Annotated in this window: 23 protein-coding genes; 16 read left to right on the top strand and 7 right to left on the bottom strand. The window is 59.3% G+C overall.

What is annotated here, in order from left to right; translation table 11 throughout:
• Window positions 1-51 precede the first annotated feature (51 nt).
• From GXP70_RS19220 to GXP70_RS19195, 6 genes are all read left to right on the top strand, one after another.
• Complete coding sequence (locus tag GXP70_RS19220) at window positions 52-1,218, top strand: glucose-1-phosphate adenylyltransferase (protein ID WP_162358335.1); 1,167 nt, start codon at window positions 52-54, stop codon at window positions 1,216-1,218.
• Window positions 1,215-2,327, top strand: a complete 1,113-nt coding sequence (gene glgD / locus GXP70_RS19215) for a glucose-1-phosphate adenylyltransferase subunit GlgD (RefSeq protein ID WP_192043372.1) — start codon at window positions 1,215-1,217, stop codon at window positions 2,325-2,327. The genes GXP70_RS19220 and glgD overlap by 4 nt, the downstream gene beginning before the upstream one ends.
• Window positions 2,328-2,436: 109 nt before the next feature.
• The gene (gene glgA / locus GXP70_RS19210; RefSeq protein ID WP_162358334.1) at window positions 2,437-3,903 is read left to right on the top strand and encodes a glycogen synthase GlgA; all 1,467 of its coding nucleotides are present in this window, start codon (window positions 2,437-2,439) and stop codon (window positions 3,901-3,903) included.
• Entirely contained in the window at window positions 3,885-5,873 is a 1,989-nt protein-coding gene (locus GXP70_RS19205; protein ID WP_162358333.1) for a glycoside hydrolase family 15 protein, read from the top strand. Before glgA ends, GXP70_RS19205 begins: the two co-directional genes overlap by 19 nt.
• 570 nt (window positions 5,874-6,443) lie before the next feature.
• Window positions 6,444-8,369 (top strand): threonine--tRNA ligase, encoded by a 1,926-nt coding sequence (thrS, locus tag GXP70_RS19200; protein WP_162358332.1) that lies wholly within the window; start codon window positions 6,444-6,446, stop codon window positions 8,367-8,369.
• A complete protein-coding gene (locus GXP70_RS19195) occupies window positions 8,369-8,572 on the top strand; it encodes a hypothetical protein (protein WP_162358331.1) in 204 nt (67 codons plus the stop codon). Before thrS ends, GXP70_RS19195 begins: the two co-directional genes overlap by 1 nt.
• Window positions 8,573-8,774: 202 nt before the next feature.
• Here GXP70_RS19195 and GXP70_RS29895 read toward each other — a convergent pair whose 3' ends face one another.
• The 6 genes from GXP70_RS29895 to GXP70_RS19170 form a co-directional block, all read right to left on the bottom strand.
• Window positions 8,775-8,894, bottom strand: coding sequence for a YjcZ family sporulation protein (locus tag GXP70_RS29895; protein WP_225442882.1), 120 nt, complete (start codon window positions 8,892-8,894; stop codon window positions 8,775-8,777).
• Between the two features lie 126 nt (window positions 8,895-9,020).
• A complete protein-coding gene (locus GXP70_RS19190; RefSeq protein WP_162358330.1) occupies window positions 9,021-9,527 on the bottom strand; it encodes a spore germination protein GerPE in 507 nt (168 codons plus the stop codon).
• The gene (locus GXP70_RS19185; RefSeq protein ID WP_162354583.1) at window positions 9,520-9,819 is read right to left on the bottom strand and encodes a hypothetical protein; all 300 of its coding nucleotides are present in this window, start codon (window positions 9,817-9,819) and stop codon (window positions 9,520-9,522) included. Before GXP70_RS19185 ends, GXP70_RS19190 begins: the two co-directional genes overlap by 8 nt.
• Before the next feature lie 19 nt (window positions 9,820-9,838).
• Window positions 9,839-10,840 carry a spore germination protein GerPC gene (gene gerPC / locus GXP70_RS19180; protein ID WP_162358329.1) on the bottom strand — a complete coding sequence of 334 codons (1,002 nt, stop codon included), beginning with the start codon at window positions 10,838-10,840 and terminating at the stop codon, window positions 9,839-9,841.
• Window positions 10,841-10,858: 18 nt separating this feature from the next.
• On the bottom strand, window positions 10,859-11,059 hold the full coding sequence (locus GXP70_RS19175) for a spore germination protein GerPB (RefSeq protein WP_162358328.1): 201 nt from the start codon (window positions 11,057-11,059) through the stop codon (window positions 10,859-10,861).
• On the bottom strand, window positions 11,059-11,295 hold the full coding sequence (locus GXP70_RS19170) for a spore germination protein (protein WP_162358327.1): 237 nt from the start codon (window positions 11,293-11,295) through the stop codon (window positions 11,059-11,061). Before GXP70_RS19170 ends, GXP70_RS19175 begins: the two co-directional genes overlap by 1 nt.
• A 155-nt stretch (window positions 11,296-11,450) precedes the next feature.
• On the opposite strand from GXP70_RS19170, the gene GXP70_RS19165 reads away from it, so the two are divergent.
• The 4 genes from GXP70_RS19165 (at window position 11,451) to gndA (ending at window position 14,719) form a co-directional block, all read left to right on the top strand.
• A complete protein-coding gene (locus GXP70_RS19165; protein ID WP_162358326.1) occupies window positions 11,451-11,876 on the top strand; it encodes a hypothetical protein in 426 nt (141 codons plus the stop codon).
• 160 nt (window positions 11,877-12,036) lie between these two features.
• The gene (locus GXP70_RS19160; RefSeq protein WP_225442881.1) at window positions 12,037-12,228 is read left to right on the top strand and encodes a hypothetical protein; all 192 of its coding nucleotides are present in this window, start codon (window positions 12,037-12,039) and stop codon (window positions 12,226-12,228) included.
• A gap of 273 nt (window positions 12,229-12,501) precedes the next feature.
• Window positions 12,502-13,098 (top strand): hypothetical protein, encoded by a 597-nt coding sequence (locus GXP70_RS19155; RefSeq protein ID WP_162358324.1) that lies wholly within the window; start codon window positions 12,502-12,504, stop codon window positions 13,096-13,098.
• A 208-nt stretch (window positions 13,099-13,306) separates the two neighbouring features.
• Entirely contained in the window at window positions 13,307-14,719 is a 1,413-nt protein-coding gene (gene gndA / locus GXP70_RS19150) for an NADP-dependent phosphogluconate dehydrogenase (RefSeq protein ID WP_162358323.1), read from the top strand.
• On the opposite strand, the gene GXP70_RS19145 is transcribed toward gndA, so the two are convergent.
• Window positions 14,700-14,999, bottom strand: a complete 300-nt coding sequence (locus GXP70_RS19145) for a hypothetical protein (RefSeq protein ID WP_162358322.1) — start codon at window positions 14,997-14,999, stop codon at window positions 14,700-14,702. The two genes, gndA and GXP70_RS19145, sit on opposite strands and share 20 nt — an antisense overlap.
• A 139-nt stretch (window positions 15,000-15,138) precedes the next feature.
• Between GXP70_RS19145 and GXP70_RS19140 the strand changes: the two genes are divergently transcribed.
• The 6 genes from GXP70_RS19140 (at window position 15,139) to ptsP (ending at window position 22,200) form a co-directional block, all read left to right on the top strand.
• Window positions 15,139-15,657: a shikimate kinase gene (locus GXP70_RS19140; protein WP_225442475.1), complete on the top strand. Its 519-nt coding sequence runs from the start codon at window positions 15,139-15,141 to the stop codon at window positions 15,655-15,657.
• A 43-nt stretch (window positions 15,658-15,700) separates the two neighbouring features.
• Window positions 15,701-16,999, top strand: a complete 1,299-nt coding sequence (aroA, locus tag GXP70_RS19135; RefSeq protein ID WP_162358321.1) for a 3-phosphoshikimate 1-carboxyvinyltransferase — start codon at window positions 15,701-15,703, stop codon at window positions 16,997-16,999.
• Between the two features lie 87 nt (window positions 17,000-17,086).
• Window positions 17,087-17,521 carry a CoA-binding protein gene (locus GXP70_RS19130; protein WP_162358320.1) on the top strand — a complete coding sequence of 145 codons (435 nt, stop codon included), beginning with the start codon at window positions 17,087-17,089 and terminating at the stop codon, window positions 17,519-17,521.
• Window positions 17,522-17,633: 112 nt separating this feature from the next.
• Window positions 17,634-18,365, top strand: coding sequence for a hypothetical protein (locus GXP70_RS19125; protein WP_162358319.1), 732 nt, complete (start codon window positions 17,634-17,636; stop codon window positions 18,363-18,365).
• 197 nt (window positions 18,366-18,562) lie between these two features.
• The gene (locus GXP70_RS19120) at window positions 18,563-20,446 is read left to right on the top strand and encodes a glucose PTS transporter subunit IIA (protein ID WP_162358318.1); all 1,884 of its coding nucleotides are present in this window, start codon (window positions 18,563-18,565) and stop codon (window positions 20,444-20,446) included.
• Window positions 20,443-22,200 carry a phosphoenolpyruvate--protein phosphotransferase gene (gene ptsP, locus GXP70_RS19115; protein WP_162358317.1) on the top strand — a complete coding sequence of 586 codons (1,758 nt, stop codon included), beginning with the start codon at window positions 20,443-20,445 and terminating at the stop codon, window positions 22,198-22,200. Before GXP70_RS19120 ends, ptsP begins: the two co-directional genes overlap by 4 nt.
• Window positions 22,201-22,360 lie beyond the last annotated feature (160 nt).

Below are 22,360 nucleotides of genomic sequence, written 5' to 3'. Positions count from 1 at the left end.
ACTATCAGGCGCTGCGGCTGAATGCTTGCAGACGCGAAGGAGAGGGTATCCATGGGCAGAAAAAGAATGATCGCGATGCTGCTTGCCGGAGGCGAAGGGAAGCGGCTGGGCGTGCTGACGAAGGATTTGGCCAAACCGGCCGTTCATTTCGGCGGCAAGTACCGGATTATCGATTTCACGCTAAGCAACTGCGCGCATTCGGGCATCGACACGATCGGCGTGCTGACGCAGTACCAGCCGCTCGTGCTGAACACGTATTTGGGCATCGGCAGCCCGTGGGGGCTGGACCGGCGGGACGGCGGCATGGCGATCCTGCCTCCGTACGTCAAGCAGAAGGGCGGCATGTGGTACAAAGGAACGGCGAATGCCATCTATCAGAACATGGGGTTCATCGACCGCTACGATCCGGACTACGTGCTCGTCATTTCGGGGGACCACATCTACAAAATGGATTACGAGCTGATGCTGCGCGAGCACGAGGAGCGCGGCGCGGACGCGACGATCGCCTGCATCGGGGTCGACTGGAAGGAAGCGAGCCGGTTCGGCATCATGCATGTGGACGAGGAAGGCGCGATCACCTCGTTCGAGGAGAAGCCGAAGGTGCCGACGAGCAATTTGGCGTCGATGGGCATCTATATTTTCTCGTGGCCGGTCCTCCAGCAATATTTGATCCGCGACGAATCGAACCGCCATTCCGGCAACGATTTCGGCAAAGACATCATTCCGGCGATGCTGAAGGACGGCATCAAGCTGCAGTCTTACACGTTCGACGGTTACTGGAAGGACGTCGGCACGCTGGAAAGCTTGTGGGAAGCGAACATGGACCTGCTGTCCCGGGAGCCGGCGCTCGACTTGCACGACCGCAATTGGCGGATCTATTCCGTCAATCCGAACCGTCCGGCCCATTATGCGTCGGCGGGCGCGGAGATCATCGATTCGCTCGTTACGGAAGGATCCGTGCTCGAAGGACTCGTGCAGCGTTCCGTCCTGTTCTATGGCGTTCATGCCGGAGCGGGCAGCGAAATCAGGGAATCCGTCGTGATGCCGAATGTCCGGATCGGCAAGGACGCGCGCGTCTATAAATGCATCATCGGGGAAGGCGCCATCATCGGCGACGGCGTCGTCGTCGGCAGCCCGAACAGCGATGCCGTCACCGTTATCGGAAGCGACGAGCTCGTCACCGTCAATCATTCGCTGCAGGAGGTCGAGCAATCATGAATTCATCGATACTGGGCGTCATCAATCTCATTCACGAATCGGACGAAATGGAGTCGTTGACCGCAAGCCGCTGCCTGGCCACGGTGCCGTTCGGCGCGCGTTTCCGGCTGATCGACTTCACGCTCTCCAGCATGGTCAACTCCGGCATCAACGAGGTCGGCGTGTTCGCGCAGACGAAGTACCGCTCCCTGATGGATCATCTCGGTTCCGGCAAGCACTGGGATCTGCATCACCGCCAAAGCGGGCTGTTCATCATGCCGCCGTCCACCGACGACGTCAACGAGGTGCGCCGCGGCGACCTCTATCACTTCTATCAGCATCGCGATTTCTTCGCGAGAAGCACGCACGAGTATGTGCTGGTTACGCGCAGCCATATGATCTGCAACATCGATTTCGAAGGCGTGCTCGCTTCGCATAAGGCAAGCGGCGCGGACATCACCGTCATTTGCAAGGAGCAGGCCGAGCTGTTCGGCGGGCGCGCGCGGAAGGTGCAGATCGACGAGAGAGGGCGCGTCACGGCGATGCAGGATCATTTCGGACGGCTGGAAAGCGAGCTCGTCTCGATGGAAATGTACTTGATGCGCAAGGAGCTGCTGCTGGAGCTGATCGATACGTCGCTCGCGCAAGGGCAGGATCATCTCGTGCGTCATGCCATCATGTCCCGCGTCGACAAGCTGCACATCCAATGCTGCAAGTTCGAAGGCTATCTCGGCATCGTGAATACCCTGAACAGCTATTACCAGAACAACATGCAGCTGCTGCGGCCCGACGTATGGAAGCAGCTCTTCTTCGAGCCCGGACCGATCTTCACGAAAGTGAAGGATGAGCCGCCCGCCCGCTATGCGGAAGGGGCGAAGACGAGCAATTCGCTCATCGCGAACGGCTGCATCATCGAGGGAACGGTCATCAACAGCGTATTATTCCGCGGCGTGCATATCCGCAAAGGAGCGGTCGTCCGCAACAGCATCATCATGCAGAACGGCATCGTCGGCGAGAACAGCTCGGTCAATCATGTCATACTCGATAAAGACGTGACGGTCGAGCATGGAAGGGAATTACACGGCGCGGAAGCGTCGCCGTTTGTTGCTATGAAACGGAAGGTTATCTGACACGATACGACAAGATTGGCGGCCGGACGTCGAATATCGATTCGAACGAATCAAGCATCAAGCGGCCGGGCTCTTCGGAGCGGCGGCTGCGGGCGAGGTGGAAGCGGCAATGACGAAACTATTATTTGCGGCATCGGAGGCGGTGCCGCTCGTGAAGACGGGCGGACTTGCCGATGTGGCGGGGGCTTTGCCCAGAGCGCTTCGGGAGAAGGGAGCGGACGCGCGGGTCATCCTTCCGAAATACGGATCGATTCCCGCGGAGTTCGCCGAACAATTCACGACGATCGCGACATTCACGGTCAGGCTCGGCTGGCGAGAGCAGTACTGCGGGCTGATGAAGGCGGAAATCGACGGCATCGTCTATTACCTGATCGACAACGAGCATTATTTCAAGCGAAGCGGGCTGTACGGCTACGACGACGATGCGGAGCGGTTCGTCTTCTTCTGCTATGCGGTCATCGAGTCGCTGTTCCATTCCGACTTCCTTCCGGACATCGTTCATTGCCATGACTGGCAGACGGGCCTTATTCCGTTCCTGCTCAAGACGCGCTACCGCTACGAGCCGGGCGCGCGGGATCTGGCATCGGTGTACACCATTCACAATTTGCGCTACCAGGGCGTATTCGGCCGCGAGCTGCTCAAGGATTTGCTCGGCTCGGGCGACGAGCTGTTCGGCTCGGAAGGGATCGAATTCTACGGGGCGGGCAATTGCATGCTCGGCGGGATTCGTTACGCGGACAAATTGACGACCGTCAGTCCGACTTACGCGAACGAGATTCAGACGGACTACTACGGCGAGAAGCTGGACGGACTGCTGCGCTGGCGGGCCGGCGATCTGTCCGGCATCGTGAACGGCATCGACACGGAGCTGTTCGATCCGATGAACGACCCGGCGCTGTCGACGCCGTACCGCGGCTCGCTGCCGCGCAAACGGAAGAACAAGCTCGCCCTGCAGCGGGAGCTGGGACTCGAGGAGTCGGAGGATACGCCGCTGATCGGCATCGTGTCGCGGCTTGTCGATCAGAAGGGCTTCGATCTCATCGAGGCCGTGCTGGAGCAGCTGTTGTCGGAGAAGGTTCAGCTGGTTGTGCTCGGTTCGGGCGACTGGCACTACGAGAACATGTTCCGCAAAGCGGAGGCATGGCGGCCCGGCCAAGTGGCGACCTGGTTCGGCTTCAACGACGGGCTCGCCCGGCGCATCTATGCGGGCAGCGATATGTATCTCATGCCGTCGAAGTTCGAGCCGTGCGGGCTGAGCCAGCTGCTGGCGCTCCGCTACCGTTCCGTGCCGATCGTGCGGGAGACGGGCGGATTGCGGGATACCGTGCAGCCGTATAACGAATTTACCGGCGAGGGGAACGGCTTCAGCTTCGCGAATTACAACGCCCACGACCTGTTGTATACGGTGCAGCGCGCGATCCGGTTCTATCAGGATCAGGATACGTGGCAGCGGATCGTCGCGAACGGCGCGAAGGAGGATATCGGCTGGTCGCGCTCGGCCAAGGCGTATCTGACGCTCTACGGCTCGATTGCACGGCATAAGGAGGAGCAACCTACATGGCCCGTCATCTCGTAATCGGCAACGGCAAAATTCTAATCAACCTGGACCGCAACTGCTATATACGCGACATCTACTATCCGTTCGTCGGCCAGCTCAATCACGTCGGCGGCCAGTACTGCCGGCTTGGCGTATGGGTCGGCGGCCAGTTCTCCTGGCTGGATCATCCCGACTGGCACTTCCAGCTCGCCTATATCGCGGATTCGCTCGTTACGAACGTGGTCGCCCGGAACGACAGGCTTGCCATCGAGCTGCATATGAACGACGGCATCCATCAGCGGGAAAGCATTTATATCAAAAGAATCCTGATTCGCAACCTTGGCGCCGATTCGCGGGAATGCCGGCTGTTCTTCCATCACGATCTCATGATCGACGGGTCCGAGGTCGGCGATACGGCGGCGTATTATCCCGAGAACCATACGCTGTATCACTACAAGCGCTCGTCGTATTTCATGTTCAACGGCTTCTCCGACGAGGGCGGCATCATGCAATACACGACGGGCATCAAGCGGTTCCAATCGGCGGAAGGGACGTGGCGCGACGCGGAAGACGGCACCCTCATGGGCAATTCCATCGCGCAGGGCTCGGTCGACAGCACGATCAGCTTCCGCACCGTCGTGCCGCCGGGCGGCGAGAAGACGATGTACTATTGGATGTCGATCGGCAAGAACCTCGAGGAAGTCAAGGAATTGAACCAGTACGTGCAGGATCAGCATCCCGAGAAGCTGCTTAGCCGGATCGTCGTATACTGGAGCCACTGGCTGCACCGGGCCGAGCAGAATCTCGGCGATTTGCCGCCGGAGGCGATCCACCTGTACCGGCTCAGCCTGCTCATCGTCCGCACGCAGACCGACGAGCGGGGGGCGATCATCGCCGCGAACGACACGGACATTCTCCAGTACAACCGCGACCATTACAGCTACATGTGGCCGCGCGACGGCGCGCTGATCGCCGACGCGATGTCGGCGGCCGGCTTCCAGAGCGTCATCGCGCAATTTTTTCATTTCTGCGCGCAGGCGCTGTCGCCGGACGGCTATTTGTTTCACAAATACAATCCCGACGGCACGGTCGGCTCGAGCTGGCATCCGTATATCGTCCAGGGCAGCAGGCGCCTGCCGATCCAGGAGGACGAGACGGCGCTCGTCCTGTTCGCGCTGTGGAAGGATTACGTGCGCAATCAGGTGATCGAGCTGCCGCAATCGCTGTACAACCATCTCATCCGCAAGGGCGCGGCATTCCTCAGCCAATATATCGAGCACGCGCTCTCCCTGCCGAAACCGAGCTACGACCTGTGGGAAGAACGGTATGGCATATGGACGTATACGGCCGCTTCCGTCTACGGGGGTCTCATGGCGGCGGCTTTCTTCACGGAGCTGTTCGGGGACTACGAGCGCAGCGACCATCTCCGGAACACGGCGGAGGGGATCAAGAACGGCATCCTGACGCATCTGTGGGACGAAGAATCCGGCCGTTTCGCGCGCGGCTTGATCCAGAAGGACAACCGCTGGGTGAAGGACATGACGCTGGAGAGCAGCCTGTTCGCCATCTGGGAGTTCGGGGTGCTGCCCGTTGACGACGAACGCGTCGTCAAGACGATGCAGGCGATCAAGAACGGGCTGTCGGTCAAGACGCATGTCGGCGGCGTTGCCCGGTACACGAACGACTATTACTTCCAGCAGTCCGGCGATATCGAGAACGTGCCGGGCAACCCGTGGGTGATCTGCACGCTGTGGGTGGCGAATTACGAGATCGAATCCGCCAGGACGCTCGCCGACTTGATCAAGCCGCGGGAAACGCTGCAGTGGGTCGTGAACACGGGGCTGTCCAGCGGCCTCCTGCCGGAGCAGCTTAACCCGAACGACGGCAGCCCGATGTCGGTCGCCCCGCTGACGTGGTCGCACGCGACGTACGTGCAGTCCGTCACGCGATACGCGGAGAAGTTCGCCGCCCTGTCGGCGGCCGAAGCCGCTTCTTCCGGCTCGGCGTAACGCCGCCATTATGCACGCCTCTTGGAATGCCTCGACAACGTTGTCGAAAATTGCTCATACGGCCGCTTAAGATTCGATCGTTTTTGCATGACTGCGCAGTTTGTCGTATTTTCAGAATAATGACTTTTCGCTTGACATTTTCGTCGGCCTCCTGAATAATATGGAACACAGATTCATACATGGCGAGAACCAAAGACACGGTTCCCATCGTCGGGCTGCTCAGAGAGAGGGATGATTGCTGCGAATCCCTTCTGTCCCGTGACGCGGAATTACCACTTTGCAGCCGTCACGTTGAACCCGCCGGCTCGGTGCCGCGGTTGTAAACGGAACCGATTCATCCCCGTTACCGGATTCCAATAAGGACCTGGCTTCGATGCGCATCATGCGCGCCCGGCCGGTCGAATTAGGGTGGAACCACGAGCCGAACGCACTCGTCCCTTCCGGGGCGGGCTGCGTTTTTTTGCGTTCCCGCGCCGAGGGATGAGCCATGTGCTGTACTGGCGCCGCAGACGATGCGCGCCGCGCGGCTCGTCTTGCGTTCAATCACTCACAACGGACGGAGGAAGGCGCATGGATAACAACATCATCTTGAAAATGACGGACGGATCGGTACGAAGCGGCATGAAAGGGGTGTCGGTGGCGACGCTGGCGGAACGAATCAGTCCCGTGCTGCGCAAGAACGCCGTCGCCGGGAGAGTGGACGGGAAGCTGGTGGATCTGAGCTACGTCATCGGAGACGAAGACGGCACTGTCGAGATCGTGCCGCTGGAAAGCGATGACGGGCTGGACATTTACCGGCACAGCGCGGCCCATTTGCTGGCGCATGCGGTCAAACGGCTCTATGCCGGCAGGGAAGAGATTCAGCTTGGCATCGGACCCGTCGTCCAGGACGGCTTCTACTACGACCTCGCGGCTGACCGGCCGCTGACGCCGGCCGATCTGCGCGCGATCGAGAAGGAAATGGAGGCGATCGCGCGCGAGAACCTGCCTATCGTCCGCCGGGTGCTCGGCAGGGAAGAGGCTAACGCGCTGTTCGAGGCGCGGGGGGAGCGGCTGAAGCTGGAGCTGATTCGGGACCTGCCCGCCGATGCGGAAATTTCCGCCTACGAGCAGGGGGAGTTCGTCGACCTGTGCCGGGGGCCGCATCTGCCGTCGACGGGCCGGATCAAGGCGTTCAAGCTGCTTAGCGTCGCGGGCGCGTATTGGCGCGGCGACGCGAACAACGCCGTGCTGCAGCGCATTTACGGCACGGCGTTTCTGAAGAAGGCGCAGCTGGAGCATCATCTCGCGCTGCTGGAGGAAATCAAGAAGCGCGATCACCGGAGGCTCGGCAAGGAGCTTGAGCTGTTCATGTTCTCCGATGAGGCGCCGGGCATGCCGTTCTTCCTGCCCAAGGGCATGGTCGTGCGCACGCAGCTGGAAGCTTTCGCCCGCGAGTTCGGACGGAAGCGGGGCTACGAGGAGGTCCGCACGCCGTTCATGATGAACCGGCGGCTGTGGGAGCAGTCCGGTCACTGGGAGCATTACAAGGACAATATGTATTTCACGAAGGTGGACGAAACGGATTACGCGCTCAAGCCAATGAACTGCCCCGGCCACTATCTCGTCTATAAGAACCGGCTGCGCTCCTACAGGGAGCTGCCGATCCGGCTCGCGGAATTCGGTCAGGTGCACCGCCACGAATTCTCCGGAGCGCTGAACGGAATGCTGCGCGTGCGGACGTTCTGCCAGGACGATGCGCATCTGTTCGTGCGGCCGGACCAGATCGAAGACGAAATCGGGCGCATCATCGCGCTGATCGATGACATGTACGTCGTGTTCGGTTTCTCCTACCGGATCGAGCTGTCGACAAGACCGGAAGACGCCATGGGCGGAGAGGAGCTGTGGGCGCGCGCGGAGCGTTCCCTGGAGGGCGTGCTGCGGGAGCGCGGCATCGCGTACACGCTCAATCCGGGCGACGGCGCGTTCTACGGCCCGAAGATCGATTTCCATATCCGCGACGCGATCGGCCGCAGCTGGCAGTGCGCGACGGTGCAGCTCGATGCCCAGATGCCGGAGAAATTCGATCTTGCCTACGTGGGCGAGGACGGGCAGAAGCACCGCCCGATCGTCATCCACCGCGCGGTCTACGGCTCGATCGACCGGTTCGTCGGCATCCTGACGGAGCATTACGCCGGCGCGTTCCCGCTCTGGCTCGCCCCGGTGCAGGCGAAGATCATTCCCGTGTCGGAGCGGGATCTGGCGATTGCCCGCGACGTCAGGGCGCGGCTTGAAGATGCCGGACTGCGCGCCGAAATCGATGAGCGGCCGGAGAAGCTGGGCTACCGGATACGCGGGGCGCAGTTGGAGAAAGTGCCGTATATGCTCGTGATCGGCGAGGCGGAGCGCGATGCCGGAACGGTGTCCGTGCGGAAGCGGGGAGAAGGGGATATCGGCGCGTTCGCGGTGGGCGAGCTGGCTGCCCTCCTGCAGGCGGAAGCGGCGGCGCGAAGCTGATGCCGGTGCTGGTGGTCGCGAAGGCAGCGCCGCGCATAAGAAGGATCGCGAGGGCGAAAGGCGAGGATCCATACGACGTCCTGCGCGCCTATTTGCGGGCAAAGGGGCTGCAGAACAATAAGCGCGGCATGTCGCTCGAAGTCTATCGGGTGCACAAGCCGGTCTGGCCGGATGAAGTGGATGTCTATATTCCGCTGCTGTAACGACGGCGGAAGCGGCAAACGCGGCAACAATGAAGAAGAGCTTTCGGCTTAGCGTGCCGGAAGCTCTTCTTCGTACACGGCGTTCAGCGCCGAAGGGGACCGGCAATTACGCGTTCGTTCCGACTGCCGATCCGCCGGCCAAGCGCCAAAAACGGCTCTGCCCGTCGGCAGAACCGCTTTTGCGTCACAGAGGGGTCCGGGTTTACCAGAAACCGCCGCGAAGAACGATTACGAGCAAAATATAGAGAACGAGGATTACTCCCGCACCAGTCCAAAGAACGCCTGGTCCGCAACCGATTCCTGCGCCGCCTACACCGTTCATGTATCCCACTGTACATACCTCCTGAGTGGTTAATTTGTGATGTTTCTTATCACATAAGCAATATATGTCGGCGAGGCGGAATCGTTTGGACGTTTGTACGGGGTACAGATATATTTGCGCATTCGCCTAGACGGACGGTCGGTCGTTCCGCGGGCGGTCCTGCATTGGCGGACAGCAGCCCGTGCCGTAATAGCGCATCGGCGGTTTCGCGAACTGCCGGATGTTGCTGATGCGCGACTGGCCCTTCGTGTTCAAGCCGTTGCCGACAAGCACGAGGGCGGAGCCGCTGATCGCGATGACATCGATGCAGCCGACGCTGATCCGCGGCTCGCGGTTGATGGTCCGCATGTCGACCGGATCCTGCGCGGCGGCGAGCAGCCAAGGAGTCGGCAGCGGAACGGGCTGGGAGAACAGATCGTACGACTCGAAGTAGACATTGTCCTTATCCAAGTGATCGGACTCCCGCTGTACGGCGATGGCGCGAAGATTGGCATCGACGTCAGCCCGGTCGCCGAACTGCGCGATCGACGACGTGCCGATGCTTGTCAGGCAGACGCCGCCGACCTCCGAGACGCGCACGGGATAGTCCGATAGGTCGCCGGCCGCCGGCTGCCGGCCGGCCGGTCTAACCATTCGTCCGCTCCCGGCGGGCCGGAACGATGCCGCTCGGCTGTCCGTTTACGGCTTCGGCGATTTCCTGCGCCTCCTGTTTGAACGCATCGCTTTCGCCTTCGGCCGATTCGGCGCCTTCCGGCGCTTCCAGCGGCGCGATCGGTCCGACGATGACGGATTCCGGCGGCGTGTCGAACATGGATACGAGCGAGACCGTCTGCGTATCCCCGATCTGCAGGATCGAGGCGCTCGCGACGGCCGTCAGCTGGATGCTGCCGACGGCCAGCACATGATTCACGACGTTGAGCTGCATGGTCATTCTCCTTCCTGTCTTACGGGCTCGACGTCAGACGGCGGACGTAGTTCTTCAACGCCATGTCGATATCGCGCTCCGTCTTGCGGATCACTTCGTCCGGGAGGCCCGGCTCGGAGCCTGCGGCTGCCGGGCCTTGATCGTGCTCGCCTTCGGATTCGCGGGACAGCGTCTGGATATAGAACTGAATGCGCTGACTCATTTGTTTCCGGATATCTTCAATGACCAGTCTCCGATGGTAAGGATCCAGGGAGATGCCGGCTTCCGCCTCGAACCGCTGCAAATTCAGCGGCGCGCTCTGATCCAGGTAGCAGTCGATGACGCGGCGGATTTCCGGATACGGCGGCGCGGGCGTGACCGCGGGCGGGATGCCGAGCGAGGCGGGCGCAGGGAACTGATGCGGCGTGTTGGTCGCTTGCGGATCGGTCTTCGGTTCCGAAGGCGATTTGGGCTCGTTCACGACAATGCCGCCGTTGCCGATGGCCGCGCCGTTGCTGACGAGGCCGTTCCAGCCGTTGCCGCCGTTCGCCGCGCTGCCTGCGCTCGCGGCATGCGCCGGGTACGCCGTTTTGATGCCGTTCATGTGATTCCCGGCATTCCCGGCACTTCCGGCATTCACGTGATTCACGGCACTCGAGGCGTTCCCTGCGTTCCCTGCGTTCGCAGCATTTCCGGCATTCCCGGCGTTCCCGCCAATCCCGCCGTCTCCGCCGCCCGCCGGCATGACCAGTTGTCCGATCTCTTTGATCTGATCCTCGCTCGGCGCCGACATGCCGATGTTGAGCGTCCCGGACAGCTTCTCCACTTTCAGTTGGTCAAAATGATATTGAATCGTGTCGACGTGGTAATAAGGCTTATTTTCGACCGCCATGATACGTTCGTTCAACATGTCAAGCTGCTGGGTTAACCGGTTGATTAGCGCCTGCTGGTCGTTGATCTGGCACTGCAGCTGCTGCACGTATTGGTTGAGTCCCATGACCGCTTGCCATGGCGACGGGGTCCTCTGGGCATCGCTTTGCATTTGCAGGCACCTCCGGCTTTAATGAGGGTTCGGCAGCGGCACGAAGTTGACGGGATTCTCCTCGAGCTGAGGGGCCGGTTCCGTGAAGCCGCCCGTATTGAACATCTGGGAATTGGAAGCGATGGACCCCGCCGTCCCGACTTGCAGGACGGAGGAGTTCGTGACGCTGTCTACTCGAAGCTGATGAATGGTGATGCACTGATGAACCGTCAGATTCATTACACGTTGACCCCTGTCGCGACTTCATTGTTCGTATTGTCCTGAACGTCGGGGTCGCTCGTGTTCGTAGCGCTGACGGCGTTGTTGGAATTCGCCAGGCTGCCGGTCAGGAACGAACCGGAACCCGCGTACGTTTTGGAAGAACTCGTCGGCGACAGCTGCACGGAATCGCCGAATTGAACGATGGCGCTCGAGCCGACGCTGATGACTTTGACGAAACCGACGATGGCGGGCATAAGGAGACACTCCTTCTATGGAAATTCAGCGAGCAGATGTTACATCTTATGCGGCATTCGCCCAGTGGTGACTTCCGGCAGGAAGCGGCGGTTGTGGCGGACGCATGGGCGCATGCATATAGATGAAGCATGCGAATGGAGCGGAGGGATCGGTTATGGCGCTGAATTGGGAAGAATTGGAGCAATGGATGGAGAAGCAGCAGCTGCCCAAAGGGTTCGATATGTTCAAGCAGTCGGAGTGGATCGAGAGTTACGTTCGCGGCATGATGAACAAGGCGCTGCCGGCGGCATCGGCGGCGCTGCAGACGTCGAACGCCAACGTCGTCGAAACGAAGCGGTACGTGATCGTAACCTACCCGATCGGGGAAGCGGTCGAAGTGGCGGATGTCCGGCTGATCGCGAAGGAAGACCGCCTGAAGCTGAGCGGCCTGCCCGGCGGCGGGAATGAGCTGATCCGCCTGCCGAAGCTGGTGCTGCCGCGAACATGCCAGGCGCAATACGACGGCGTCGTGCTCAAGATCAAGCTGCGGAAGCGGCCTGCGAGCAAGAGGTCGCATGTCGCGACGATCCAAGGCCTGTAACGGATACGGGAAGCCTGCCGACGCGGATGCCGCGGATCCGCCGTCACGGAACTGTCACGATTTGTCCGAACTTCCCGCGGCAGGCTGCTGGCTAATAAGCCGAGCGTTGGCTTATAATGCAAGTATAGATCTTGCATAGGGAGTGTTTTCCTTGGAATTGGTGGATGTCAGTCAAGTTTCCGCGGCTTTGTTCATTACGGGCGCGATCTTCATTATGCTGATCTTCGGTCTGCTCAGTTTCGGCATACTGAGGATGTTTCAATTGAAGTACCGCGCGGGTACGTACAGCTTTATCGGCGCGGTCGTAAGCGCAGTCGCATTCGGCATTATTCTGAATACTTGGTTTGTCTGACGACAAGCCGCTTCCGCGAACAAGGACGAAAGCCGTCTTCGCCGCCCGAAATTCAGGCGCGAAGACGGCTGTTTTGCGTTTGCGGGCATTACGCCGGGGTAAAGGGAATATGACTGATCGCGCAAACAATTTTGTTTGTCCGAATCGGGCCGCCGCGTTTAAAAATAGTCAATAATCCAAGTTGCCAGAACATAAGATGGAGTATAAGATAATGATATGAGAGAATATTCAGAACATTTCGTTAATGAATCCAAGCGAAGGGAGGGATTGCCGATGAACAAGAGCTACGAAGTAGAGTATTGCAATTTGGAGCTGCGATTCGACCGCCGGCAAATCCAAAATCTCATTCGGGATTTGATCCAGGAGGGGTATTCGCTTTATTGGAGCGAAACAGAGGTCTATTTTCTCATCTCCGTGCGAAGCGGACGCAAGCTGGTGAAGCTTCGCTTCCAACGGATGCGAAACCGCTATAAAATCGTCGGCGATTATTTGATCAAGGACGAGAAGCTGTCGGATTTGCTGGAGAAGCTCATCAACGATTCACGAGGCCATGCGGTTGTCAAACGTTTCAAGGACAGACAGATTGTCATCGAGAGCATCATGTTTGGCGAAATCATAAGACTTGTGGAGGTGTCCGGCATGGAACATCGGATCATTTATCAGAAGAAACCGTTCGTTACTGTGGAAGAAGTGATTCAGGCGTTTCAGTCGAAGCGGGCCGAAGAGCGGGCGTCCGTGCTTCGTTACGAACTTGACTACGAGCTATCCGTTCTCCACGAAGCGATTACCGAAGGGCGCGAGACCGACATGGCGCAGTCCAAGGAGAGACTGCAATCCCTAAGAACTGAGATGATACAGCTTGAACTTTGAAATACCTGCCATAGCAAGCATGAAATAAACTCCCGGGCTGTTCCAGCGGGAGTTTATTTCAATTTCCGGCCTTTAACGACATTTTTACTGCCCAATGGTTTTCATTAGCGGTTAAAAAGAGTAAAATAGGAGTATTGTATGCGTAAAAAGCCTCGCGGCACGTCGCAATGCTTCATCACTATATCAGAGTAAAGGTGTGGAGATTTCTATGTCTAAGCAGCAAATCGGCGTAATCGGCCTTGCCGTCATGGGTAAGAACCTTGCGCTCAATATCGAAAGCAGAGGGTTTACGGTTTCCGTATTCAACCGTTCGCGCGAGAAGACGGACGACTTGATGAAGGAAGCCGCCGGTAAGAACCTGGTCGGTACATATTCCATCGAAGAATTCGTGCAATCCCTTGAAGTGCCCCGCAAAATCCTGATCATGGTACAAGCCGGCGCCGGCACGGACGCGACGATCGACTCGCTCGTTCCGCTGCTCGACCAAGGCGACATCATCATCGACGGCGGCAACGCGTACTTCCCCGACACGGTTCGCCGCAGCAAAGACCTCGAAGCCCGCGGCCTGCGCTTCATCGGCACCGGCGTTTCCGGCGGCGAAGAAGGCGCGCTGAAAGGACCGTCCATCATGCCTGGCGGCCAAGAATCCGCTTATAAGCTGGTCGAGCCGATCCTGACGGCGATTTCGGCGAAAGTCGGCGGCGACCCATGCTGCACATACATCGGCCCGGACGGCGCGGGCCACTACGTCAAAATGGTTCACAACGGCATCGAGTACGGCGACATGCAGCTGATCTGCGAAGCGTACGACCTGCTGAACCGCGTGCTCGGCGTAAGCACGGAAGAGCTTCACGCCATCTTCACCGAGTGGAACAAAGGCGAGCTCGACAGCTACCTGATCGAGATCACGGCCGACATCTTCTCCAAATACGATCCGGAAACGAACAAGCCGATGGTCGACGTCATCCTCGACTCCGCCGGCCAGAAGGGCACGGGCAAATGGACGAGCCAAAGCGCGCTGGATCTCGGCGTGCCGCTGTCCATCATTACGGAATCCGTATTCTCCCGCTTCCTGTCCGCGCTGAAGCAAGAGCGCGTCGAAGCGAGCAAGCTGCTGAAAGGACCGCAAGCGGCGGCGTTCCAAGGCGACAAAGCGGCATTCATCGAAGCGGTTCGCAAAGCGCTGTTCGCCAGCAAGATCTGTTCCTACGCGCAAGGCTTCGCGCAAATGCGCGCGGCGTCCGACGAATTCGGCTGGAACCTGCGCTACGGCGACATCGCGATGATCTTCCGCGGGGGCTGCATCATCCGCGCCGGCTTCCTGCAGAACATCAAGGACGCTTACGACCGCAACCCGGCGCTGAGCAACCTGCTGCTCGACGAATACTTCAAGGAAATCGTGGAATCGTACCAAGGCGCATGGCGCGAAGTAATCGCGACGGCCGTCGCGCAAGGCATTCCGGTGCCGGCCTTCTCGAGCGCGCTGTCCTACTATGACAGCTACCGCACGGAACGTCTGCCTGCGAACCTGCTGCAAGCGCAGCGCGACTACTTCGGCGCCCATACGTTCAAGCGCGTGGACAAAGAAGGCACGTTCCACTTCAACTGGATTCAATCGTAAGGCCGGCGATCACTTCCAGCAGGCATTGGCGCAGCCGGTCGGCTTCCGGGCCGCATCCGCTGCGCTGCTTCAGCAGCAGCAAGGAAGCTTCGGCGAAGCATTGAAATTTCTTCAATAAGAGTGGCTGGGGGAGACCGTGCAAATCGGGTGCTTCGTCAGCCATTTTCTTTTTCACGAATTCAAGCGTCCAGATGACGTCGTCGCGGGACAGCGGGTAGTCCGGATCGCTGATGCGTTTGACGCGATAGAGGGCGGAGAAGGGCTCCGGCAATGCAGCCATGACATTCACTCCTTATCAAGATTTGACCAGTACTATCAACTCTACGGTAGAAACAAGTTTTTTATACCCGAGGTACATGAAAAATGCTATAATCATGAAACATGTTTATCGTATACAGACGTAAGGGAAGGTGTCGGACATGAGCGAAATCAGCTCGCAGCATATCGTGCTCATCGGTTTCGCGGGCACGGGCAAATCGACGGTCGGCAAGCAGCTTGCGAGCCGGCTCGGCTGCGCGAGCACCGACGTGGATGCCGAGATCGTGAAGCGCGAAGGCGAAGAGATCGCCTCCATCTTCGCGAACCGGGGCGAGAGCGCCTTCAGGGCCGCGGAGACGGAAGCGCTGGAAGCGGTGCTGAGCTCGCGGGAGACGCTTGTCGTCGCGACCGGCGGCGGGGCCGTGCTCGCGCCCGTCAATCGCGAGCTCATTCTTCGGAGCGGTTTCGTCGTGGCGCTCAAGGCGGATCCCGAGCGATTGATCGAGCGCGTCAGCCAGGATCCCGACCGTCCGCTGCTCCAGGGGAACGTTCGGGAACGAACCTACAAGCTGCTCGAAGAGCGGAAGCACGCATACGATTTCGCCCATCTGACGATCGATACGACGAGCCTCGCCGTCGACGAGGTCGTGGAACGAATCGCGCAAGCCATTCAACGCTAACATTACCATGAAACATTCCATTAAGAAGGGGACCTGCGCAACCATGGACGTTATTGTTACACCTACGCCGCAATTGAAGGGCGAGCTTCAAGCGCTTTCTTCCAAGAACTACACGACGCGTTACCTGCTTGTCGCCGCGCTTGCGGAAGGCACCAGCACGATCTATTACCCGGCTCACAGCGAGGATAGCGACGCGATGCGCCGCTGCATCCGCGACCTGGGCGCGGTAATCGAGGAAGACGACGAGAAAATGACGATCGTCGGTTTCGGATCGAGCCCGCGCGACGTGAAGGAACTTGACGTCGGCAACGCGGGGGCTGTGCTGCGGTTCCTGATGGCGATCGCTTCGCTGGCGCCGGACGTGACGTTCATCAACCGTTACCCGGATTCGCTCGGCAAGCGCCCGCACGACGACCTGATCGACGCGCTCGGCCAGATCGGCGCGGACGTGCGGCATAACGACGGCAAACTGCCGATTACGATCCGCGGCGGCGCGCCGAAGGGCGGCAAAATCCAGGTGTCCGGCAATGTCAGCTCGCAGTTCCTGAGCGCGCTCCTCTTCTTGACGCCGCTGCTGAAGGAAGACAGCGAGATCGAAGTGCTGCACGACCTGAAATCCAAGGTCGTCGTCGGCCAGACGCTCGAAGTATTGGAACAGGCGGGCATCGTCATCGAAGCGAGCGAGGATCTGATGCGCTACCGGGTGAAAGGCGGTCAGAAGTACGCGGCGAAGGAATACGTCGTGCAAGGCGATTATCCCGGTTCCGCGGCGGTGCTTGCGGCCGCGGCCGTCTCGCAATCCGACGTGAAGCTGCATCGCCTGATGGAGCACAGCAAGCAGGGCGAGCGCGCGATCGTCGACGTGCTGCGCATGATGGACGTGCCGCTCACGCATGACAACGGGATCGTTCACGTCCAAGGCAACGGCAAGCTGAAGGCGGTAGAGTTCGACGGCGACAAAGCGACGGACGCCGTTCTGGCTATGGTCGCCGCCGCGGTCTTCGCGGATGGCACCTCCCGTTTCTACGACGTCGAGAATCTGCGTTATAAAGAATGCGATCGCATCACGGACTACTTGAACGAGCTTCGCAAAGCGGGCGCCAACGTGGAAGAGCGCCGCAGCGAAATCATCGTTCACGGCCGCCCGGAAGGCGTCGAAGGCGGCGTCGATATCAACGCGCATTACGACCACCGCGTCATCATGGCCTTGACCGTCGTCGGTCTGCGCGCGAAAGCGCCGATTCGGATTCACGATGCGCATCATGTCGCCAAATCGTATCCGATCTTCTTCGATCATATGAAGGCGCTCGGCGCGAACGTGGAATGGGTAGAATCCAAGTAAGGAATGGATCCGCAAGCCGTCTCTGAGGCTCGCTGAATACGGATAGGGCTATGGAAGCGCGGTCCAAGATGAAAGGATGGATGACGAATGGCATTCGCGAATCCTTCGCGGGATGAGATCAAACGGATTCTGGAAGCATCGCGCACGATCGCGGTGGTCGGCTTGTCGGACAATCCGGAACGTACCTCCTACATGGTGTCGGAGGCCATGCAGGCCAAGGGCTACCGGATTGTTCCGGTGAATCCGAACGCCGAGACGATTCTCGGCGAGCGCGTATACGCATCGCTGGGCGAAATTCCGTTTCCCATCGATCTTGTCAATGTATTCCGCCGCAGCGAGCATACGCCGCCGATTGCCCGGGAAGCCGTCGCTATCGGCGCCAAGACGCTCTGGCTGCAGCTCGGCGTCGAGAACGAGGAAGCGGCCGCAATTGCGCAGCAAGGCGGGTTGAACGCGGTCATGGACCGCTGCATTAAAGTCGAGGATTCCATCCTGCTGCCGCACGGCAAAGCCAAATCCTAACAAACATAAAAACATGCCGTCTCTCCAACAATAAGGGAGGCTTTTCGGGGCTAACGCTTTGAAGCGGGTGCTCCGAAGCCAAATCCCTGAATTCTAGGAGGACATCACAACGATGAATCAATTTGGGCAGCAGGGCTCTAACGGAATGTCGGGCGGAATGGGTCAACAGAACCGGTATCAACCATCGGGGTTCGTGCAATCCCACTACCAAGGCATTCCGAAACAAGCCGGCAATATGTCGGCGCAGTCCAATACGGGTCCTGTCATTTCGCATCTTGGTTATTCCGCTAACAACGGTTATGGCCAAAGCTCCTCTATGAATTCGAGCCAAATGCACGGTTCCCAACCGGTATTGTCGCATTATGGCGGAAGCTCGAACAACATGTCGTCGCAGCCGGTCATCTCGCATTACGGCGGCTATCAAGCCCAAAACGCGCAGCAACAGCAGCAGCAATCCCAGTCTTATCGGACGCAGGCTTCGACGAGCTACATGAATCAACAATCGCAGCCGGTCATTTCGCACTTCGGCGGCTATCAAGCCCAAAATATGCAGCAATCCCAGCAGTCCCAGCCGTATCAATCGCATGCTTTGACGAGCTACGCGAATCAACAATCGCAGCCGGTCATTTCGCATTACGGCGGGTACCAGGCGCAGAACGCCCAACAACAGAACGCCCAGCACCAAAGCTCCTTCGGCAGCGGCGGCTACGGCGCAACGCAATTTACGAGCCAAGCCGGCAGCACGCCGGTCCTTCAGCATTCCGGATTTTCCAATCAAGGTCCGGTCATTTCCCGTCACGGATTTACGGCGAACAGCCAGAACTCCGGCGGCTATCAGCAATAACCGGAGCGGAACGGCAGGCGGCTAGCAGCCGTTCCGGGTTCGGGAAGGCGGCGGACTAACGGTCCGCCGTTTTCTTTTGACAAGCATCGGGGAAACCCTTACGATCAAAGCAAGCCATACGTATATCGTGATCATAACGACGCTGCGCCGCCGATCGGACGGCGGCAGCCGATTTACGCCCGAGAGGAGGGAAGCTTATGAACATCATGGGTCATCTGCAGCAGCTTGGACGTTCGCTGATGCTCCCGACCATCGTTTTGCCCGCGGCCGCGATCTTTCTCTGCCTCAGCGCCCTGCCATGGGACTCCTTCGGCATGCCGAGCATACATACGCATTTGTTGACTGCCGGTCAGACGCTCTTCGCGTTCCTGCCTTATCTATTCGCCCTCGGCGTCGCCATGGGCATGACCAGCAATTCCGTTACGGCCGGGCTTGCGGCGATGGCGGGCATGTTCATCTATACAGGCATTATCAACGCCAGTCATTATGAACTCGAACCGACCGTATTCACGGGCGTCATTATCGGGATCGTGACGAGCATCTTGAACGAGAAGTTCAAGACCATCAAGCTTCCCGAATATATCCAGTTCTTCGGCGGACCGCGATTCGTGCCGCTGATTGTCAGCGTTTTTTCCACCTTATGGGCGATCATTATGGTTCAAATCGCTCCAAGCATACATAACGCCTTGATGGAGCTTGGCGATATCGTCAATTCCGGCGGCGGCTTCGGCGTGTTTCTGTTCGGCTTCGTGCTGCGGATACTGGTCGTGTTCGGCCTGCATCATCTCGTCAGCCATGTATTCTGGTTCCAGGTCGGTGCCTATCAGGCGCCGGACGGGCATATGGTGTTCGGCGATTTGCCGCGTTTCTTCGCCGGCGATCCGATGGCAGGCGGGTTCATGGCCGGCCTGTATCCGACGATGATGTTCGCGCTGCCCGCGATCGCGTTCGCGATCATTCACGAGGCGCGCGAGGATTTGAAGCCGAAGATCCGCAAGACGTTCATGACCGCCGCGCTCGCTTCGTTCCTGACGGGCGTGACGGAGCCGATCGAATTCGCGTTCCTGTTCGTGGCGCCGTATCTCTTCGTCATCCATGCGCTGCTCTCCGGCCTGATGATGTGGCTGACCTACGAGCTTGGCGTGCGGACGGGCTTCTCGTTCTCGGCCGGCGCGATCGACTATCTGATCAACGAGCATTTGGCGACCCGCGGCTGGCTGATCATTCCGCTCGGCATCTTGTTCGGTCTGATTTATTATGTCATGTTCCGCTGGGCGATCCGCCGATTCCGCATTCCGACGCCGGGGCGCGAGGAAGGGTCGCAGCTCGACGAATGGGCAGGCGACATTCCGTACAGGGCGCCGCTTATTCTGCAAGCGATCGGAGGCAAGGAGAACATCCTCCAGATGGAGGCCTGCATTACCCGCCTGCGCTTGAAGGTCGGCAGCGACAAGCTGATCGACAACAACGCGCTCAAGCATCTCGGGGCGGCCGGCGTTATCCGCCTCGGCGGAGGCAATGTTCAGATCGTGTTCGGCACCTATTCCGAGCTTATCCGGGAGGAGATGAACAAGGCGATCCGCCGGGACATTTCCAGGGTGCTCTTCTGTTCGCCGGTGCAGGGCCGGATGATGCCGCTCAGCGAGGTGCCCGACCCGATCTTCGCGGGCAAGCTCGTCGGCGACGGCGTCGCGTTCATGCCGGAGAAGGGCGAGCTCGTGTCGCCGGTGCTCGGCAAGGTCATTCACGTCTATTCGTCGATGCACGCGATCGGCATTCGAACGCCCGACGGGCTGGAGGTGCTGCTCCATATCGGCATCGATACGTCGCAGCTGAAAGGCCAGGGCTTCTCCGCGGTCGTCAAGGAAGGCGACCAGGTGAAGCCCGGCCAGCTGCTGATCACCTTCGATATGCAGAAAATCCGTAAAGGAAGCAAGTCGCTTGCGACGCCGATGGTCATTACCAATTCGGAGCTCGTCAGCTCATGGAGCTTCGCGCCGTTCAAGAGCGTGAAGCGCGGGCAGGCTTCCGTCATGTCCGTCGTGCTAAAAGAGAGAAGCGGTGGAGGGGAAACAGCGTGATTCAAGGTATTGGAGCATCATCTGGCATCGCGATCGGCAAGGCGTTCGTACTCCCGAATTGGGAATGGGATCTTCCGGAACAGAAAATCGACGTGGGCGATCTCGCACGGGAATTCGATCGCTTATATGAAGGCATCCGCACGTCCAAAGTCGAGATCGAGCAAATGAAGGACGAGCTTCGGGAAGCGGTCGGTCCGGAAGAAAGCTATATTTTCGACGCGCATCTGGCGATTCTGGACGATCCCGTCTTCATGAACGAAATCCAAGGCATCATTCAGCGCCAATACAAAGCGGCGGAAGTGGCGGTCAAAGAAGCGATCGACCACTTCGTCACGATGTTCGACCTGCTGGATGACGAATACATGAAGGAACGCGCCCTCGACATCAAGGATGTCGGCAACCGGCTGCTCAAGCATCTGCTCGGCGCGCCGGAAATTACGCTGCCTTCCGATACGCAGCCGTTCATCTTGATCGCCAAGGAGCTGTCGCCGTCGCAGCTCGCGCATTTGAACCCGAACCATGTGCTCGGGATCGCGACGCTCGCCGGCAGTACGATTTCGCATTCGTCGATCATGGCGCGGGCGCTCGGCGTGCCGCTTGTCGTCGGCATCGAGTCGAAGCTGGAAGAGACGATTCAAACCGGGGATATGCTCATTATCGACGGCGGCCTCGGCATCGTGCATCTCCATCCGGAGCAGTCGCTCATCGACCTCTATACGGGCAAGCAGATCATGCAATCGGAGAAGAAGCAGCAGCTGAAGGGCATTATCAATTTCAAGCCGGTCACGCAGGACGGCAAGGAAATGGAGCTAAGCGCCAATATCAGCTCGCTGAAGGAGCTTGACGTCGCGCTCTCCAGCGGAGCGAACGGCGTCGGCTTGTTCCGGACGGAGTTTCTGTACATGGACCGCAGCCGTCTGCCGCGGGAGGAAGAGCAGGTCGAGGTGTACCGCCGCGTCGCGGAAGAGCTCGGGTCGAAGCCGCTCATCATTCGGACGCTCGACATCGGCGGCGACAAGCATCTCGATTATTTCGAGCTGCCGGAAGAAGACAATCCGTTCCTGGGGTACAGGGCGATCCGCATCTGTCTGGACAAGACGGAGCTGTTCAAGACGCAGCTGCGGGCGATCTTGCGCGCCAGCCATTACGGCAGCGTGAAAATCATGTATCCGCTCATTTCGTCCGTGGACGAAGTGCGGGCGGCGAATGCGCTGCTCGGAAGCTGCAAGAAAGAGCTTCGCGCCGAAGGCATTCCGTTCGCGGAGGAAATCGAAGTGGGCATCATGATCGAGCTGCCGGCCGCGGTCGTCATCGCGGACATGCTGGCCGACGAAGTCGATTTCTTCAGTATCGGCACGAACGATCTCATTCAATTCACGCTCGCGGTCGACCGGATGAACGAGCAGATCTCGCATCTGTACGAACCGTTCCATCCGTCCGTCCTGCGGATGATCCAGCTGACGGTCGAAGCGGCGAAGCGCAAAGGCATTCATGTCGGCGTATGCGGCGAGATGGCCGGCGATCTGAAGGCGCTGCCGATCTGGCTTGCGCTGGACGTCGACGAGCTGAGCATGTCGGCGCATTCGATTCTGCCGGTGAAGGAGCGGCTGCTGGCGCTCCGGCAGCAGGAATGCCGCAGCCTGTTCAACCGGCTCCTGCAGTGCAGGACGAGCGCGGAGATTCTTGCGCTGCTCGAATTGAAACCGTCGGAAGAGCAGAAGGCGGAAGCGTTCCCGGACATATTCAAGAGCTGACCGTTCACGGAGCTGTTCGCGGCATTGCTGAGCGGTCTGTACCGGCCCATGATAACGGAAAGGGCGGCAAACCCGAGGTTTGCCGCCCTGAACGATCGCGATGGGATCGTGCTGCAATCGCGATGCGGTTATGGCGTCCGACACGCCGTTCCATTACGCG

The sequence above is a fragment of the Paenibacillus lycopersici genome (assembly GCF_010119935.1).
GTDB classification, from domain to species: Bacteria; Bacillota; Bacilli; order Paenibacillales; family Paenibacillaceae; genus Paenibacillus_Z; species Paenibacillus_Z lycopersici.
This window is presented reverse-complemented; position numbering and strand designations above follow the sequence as displayed.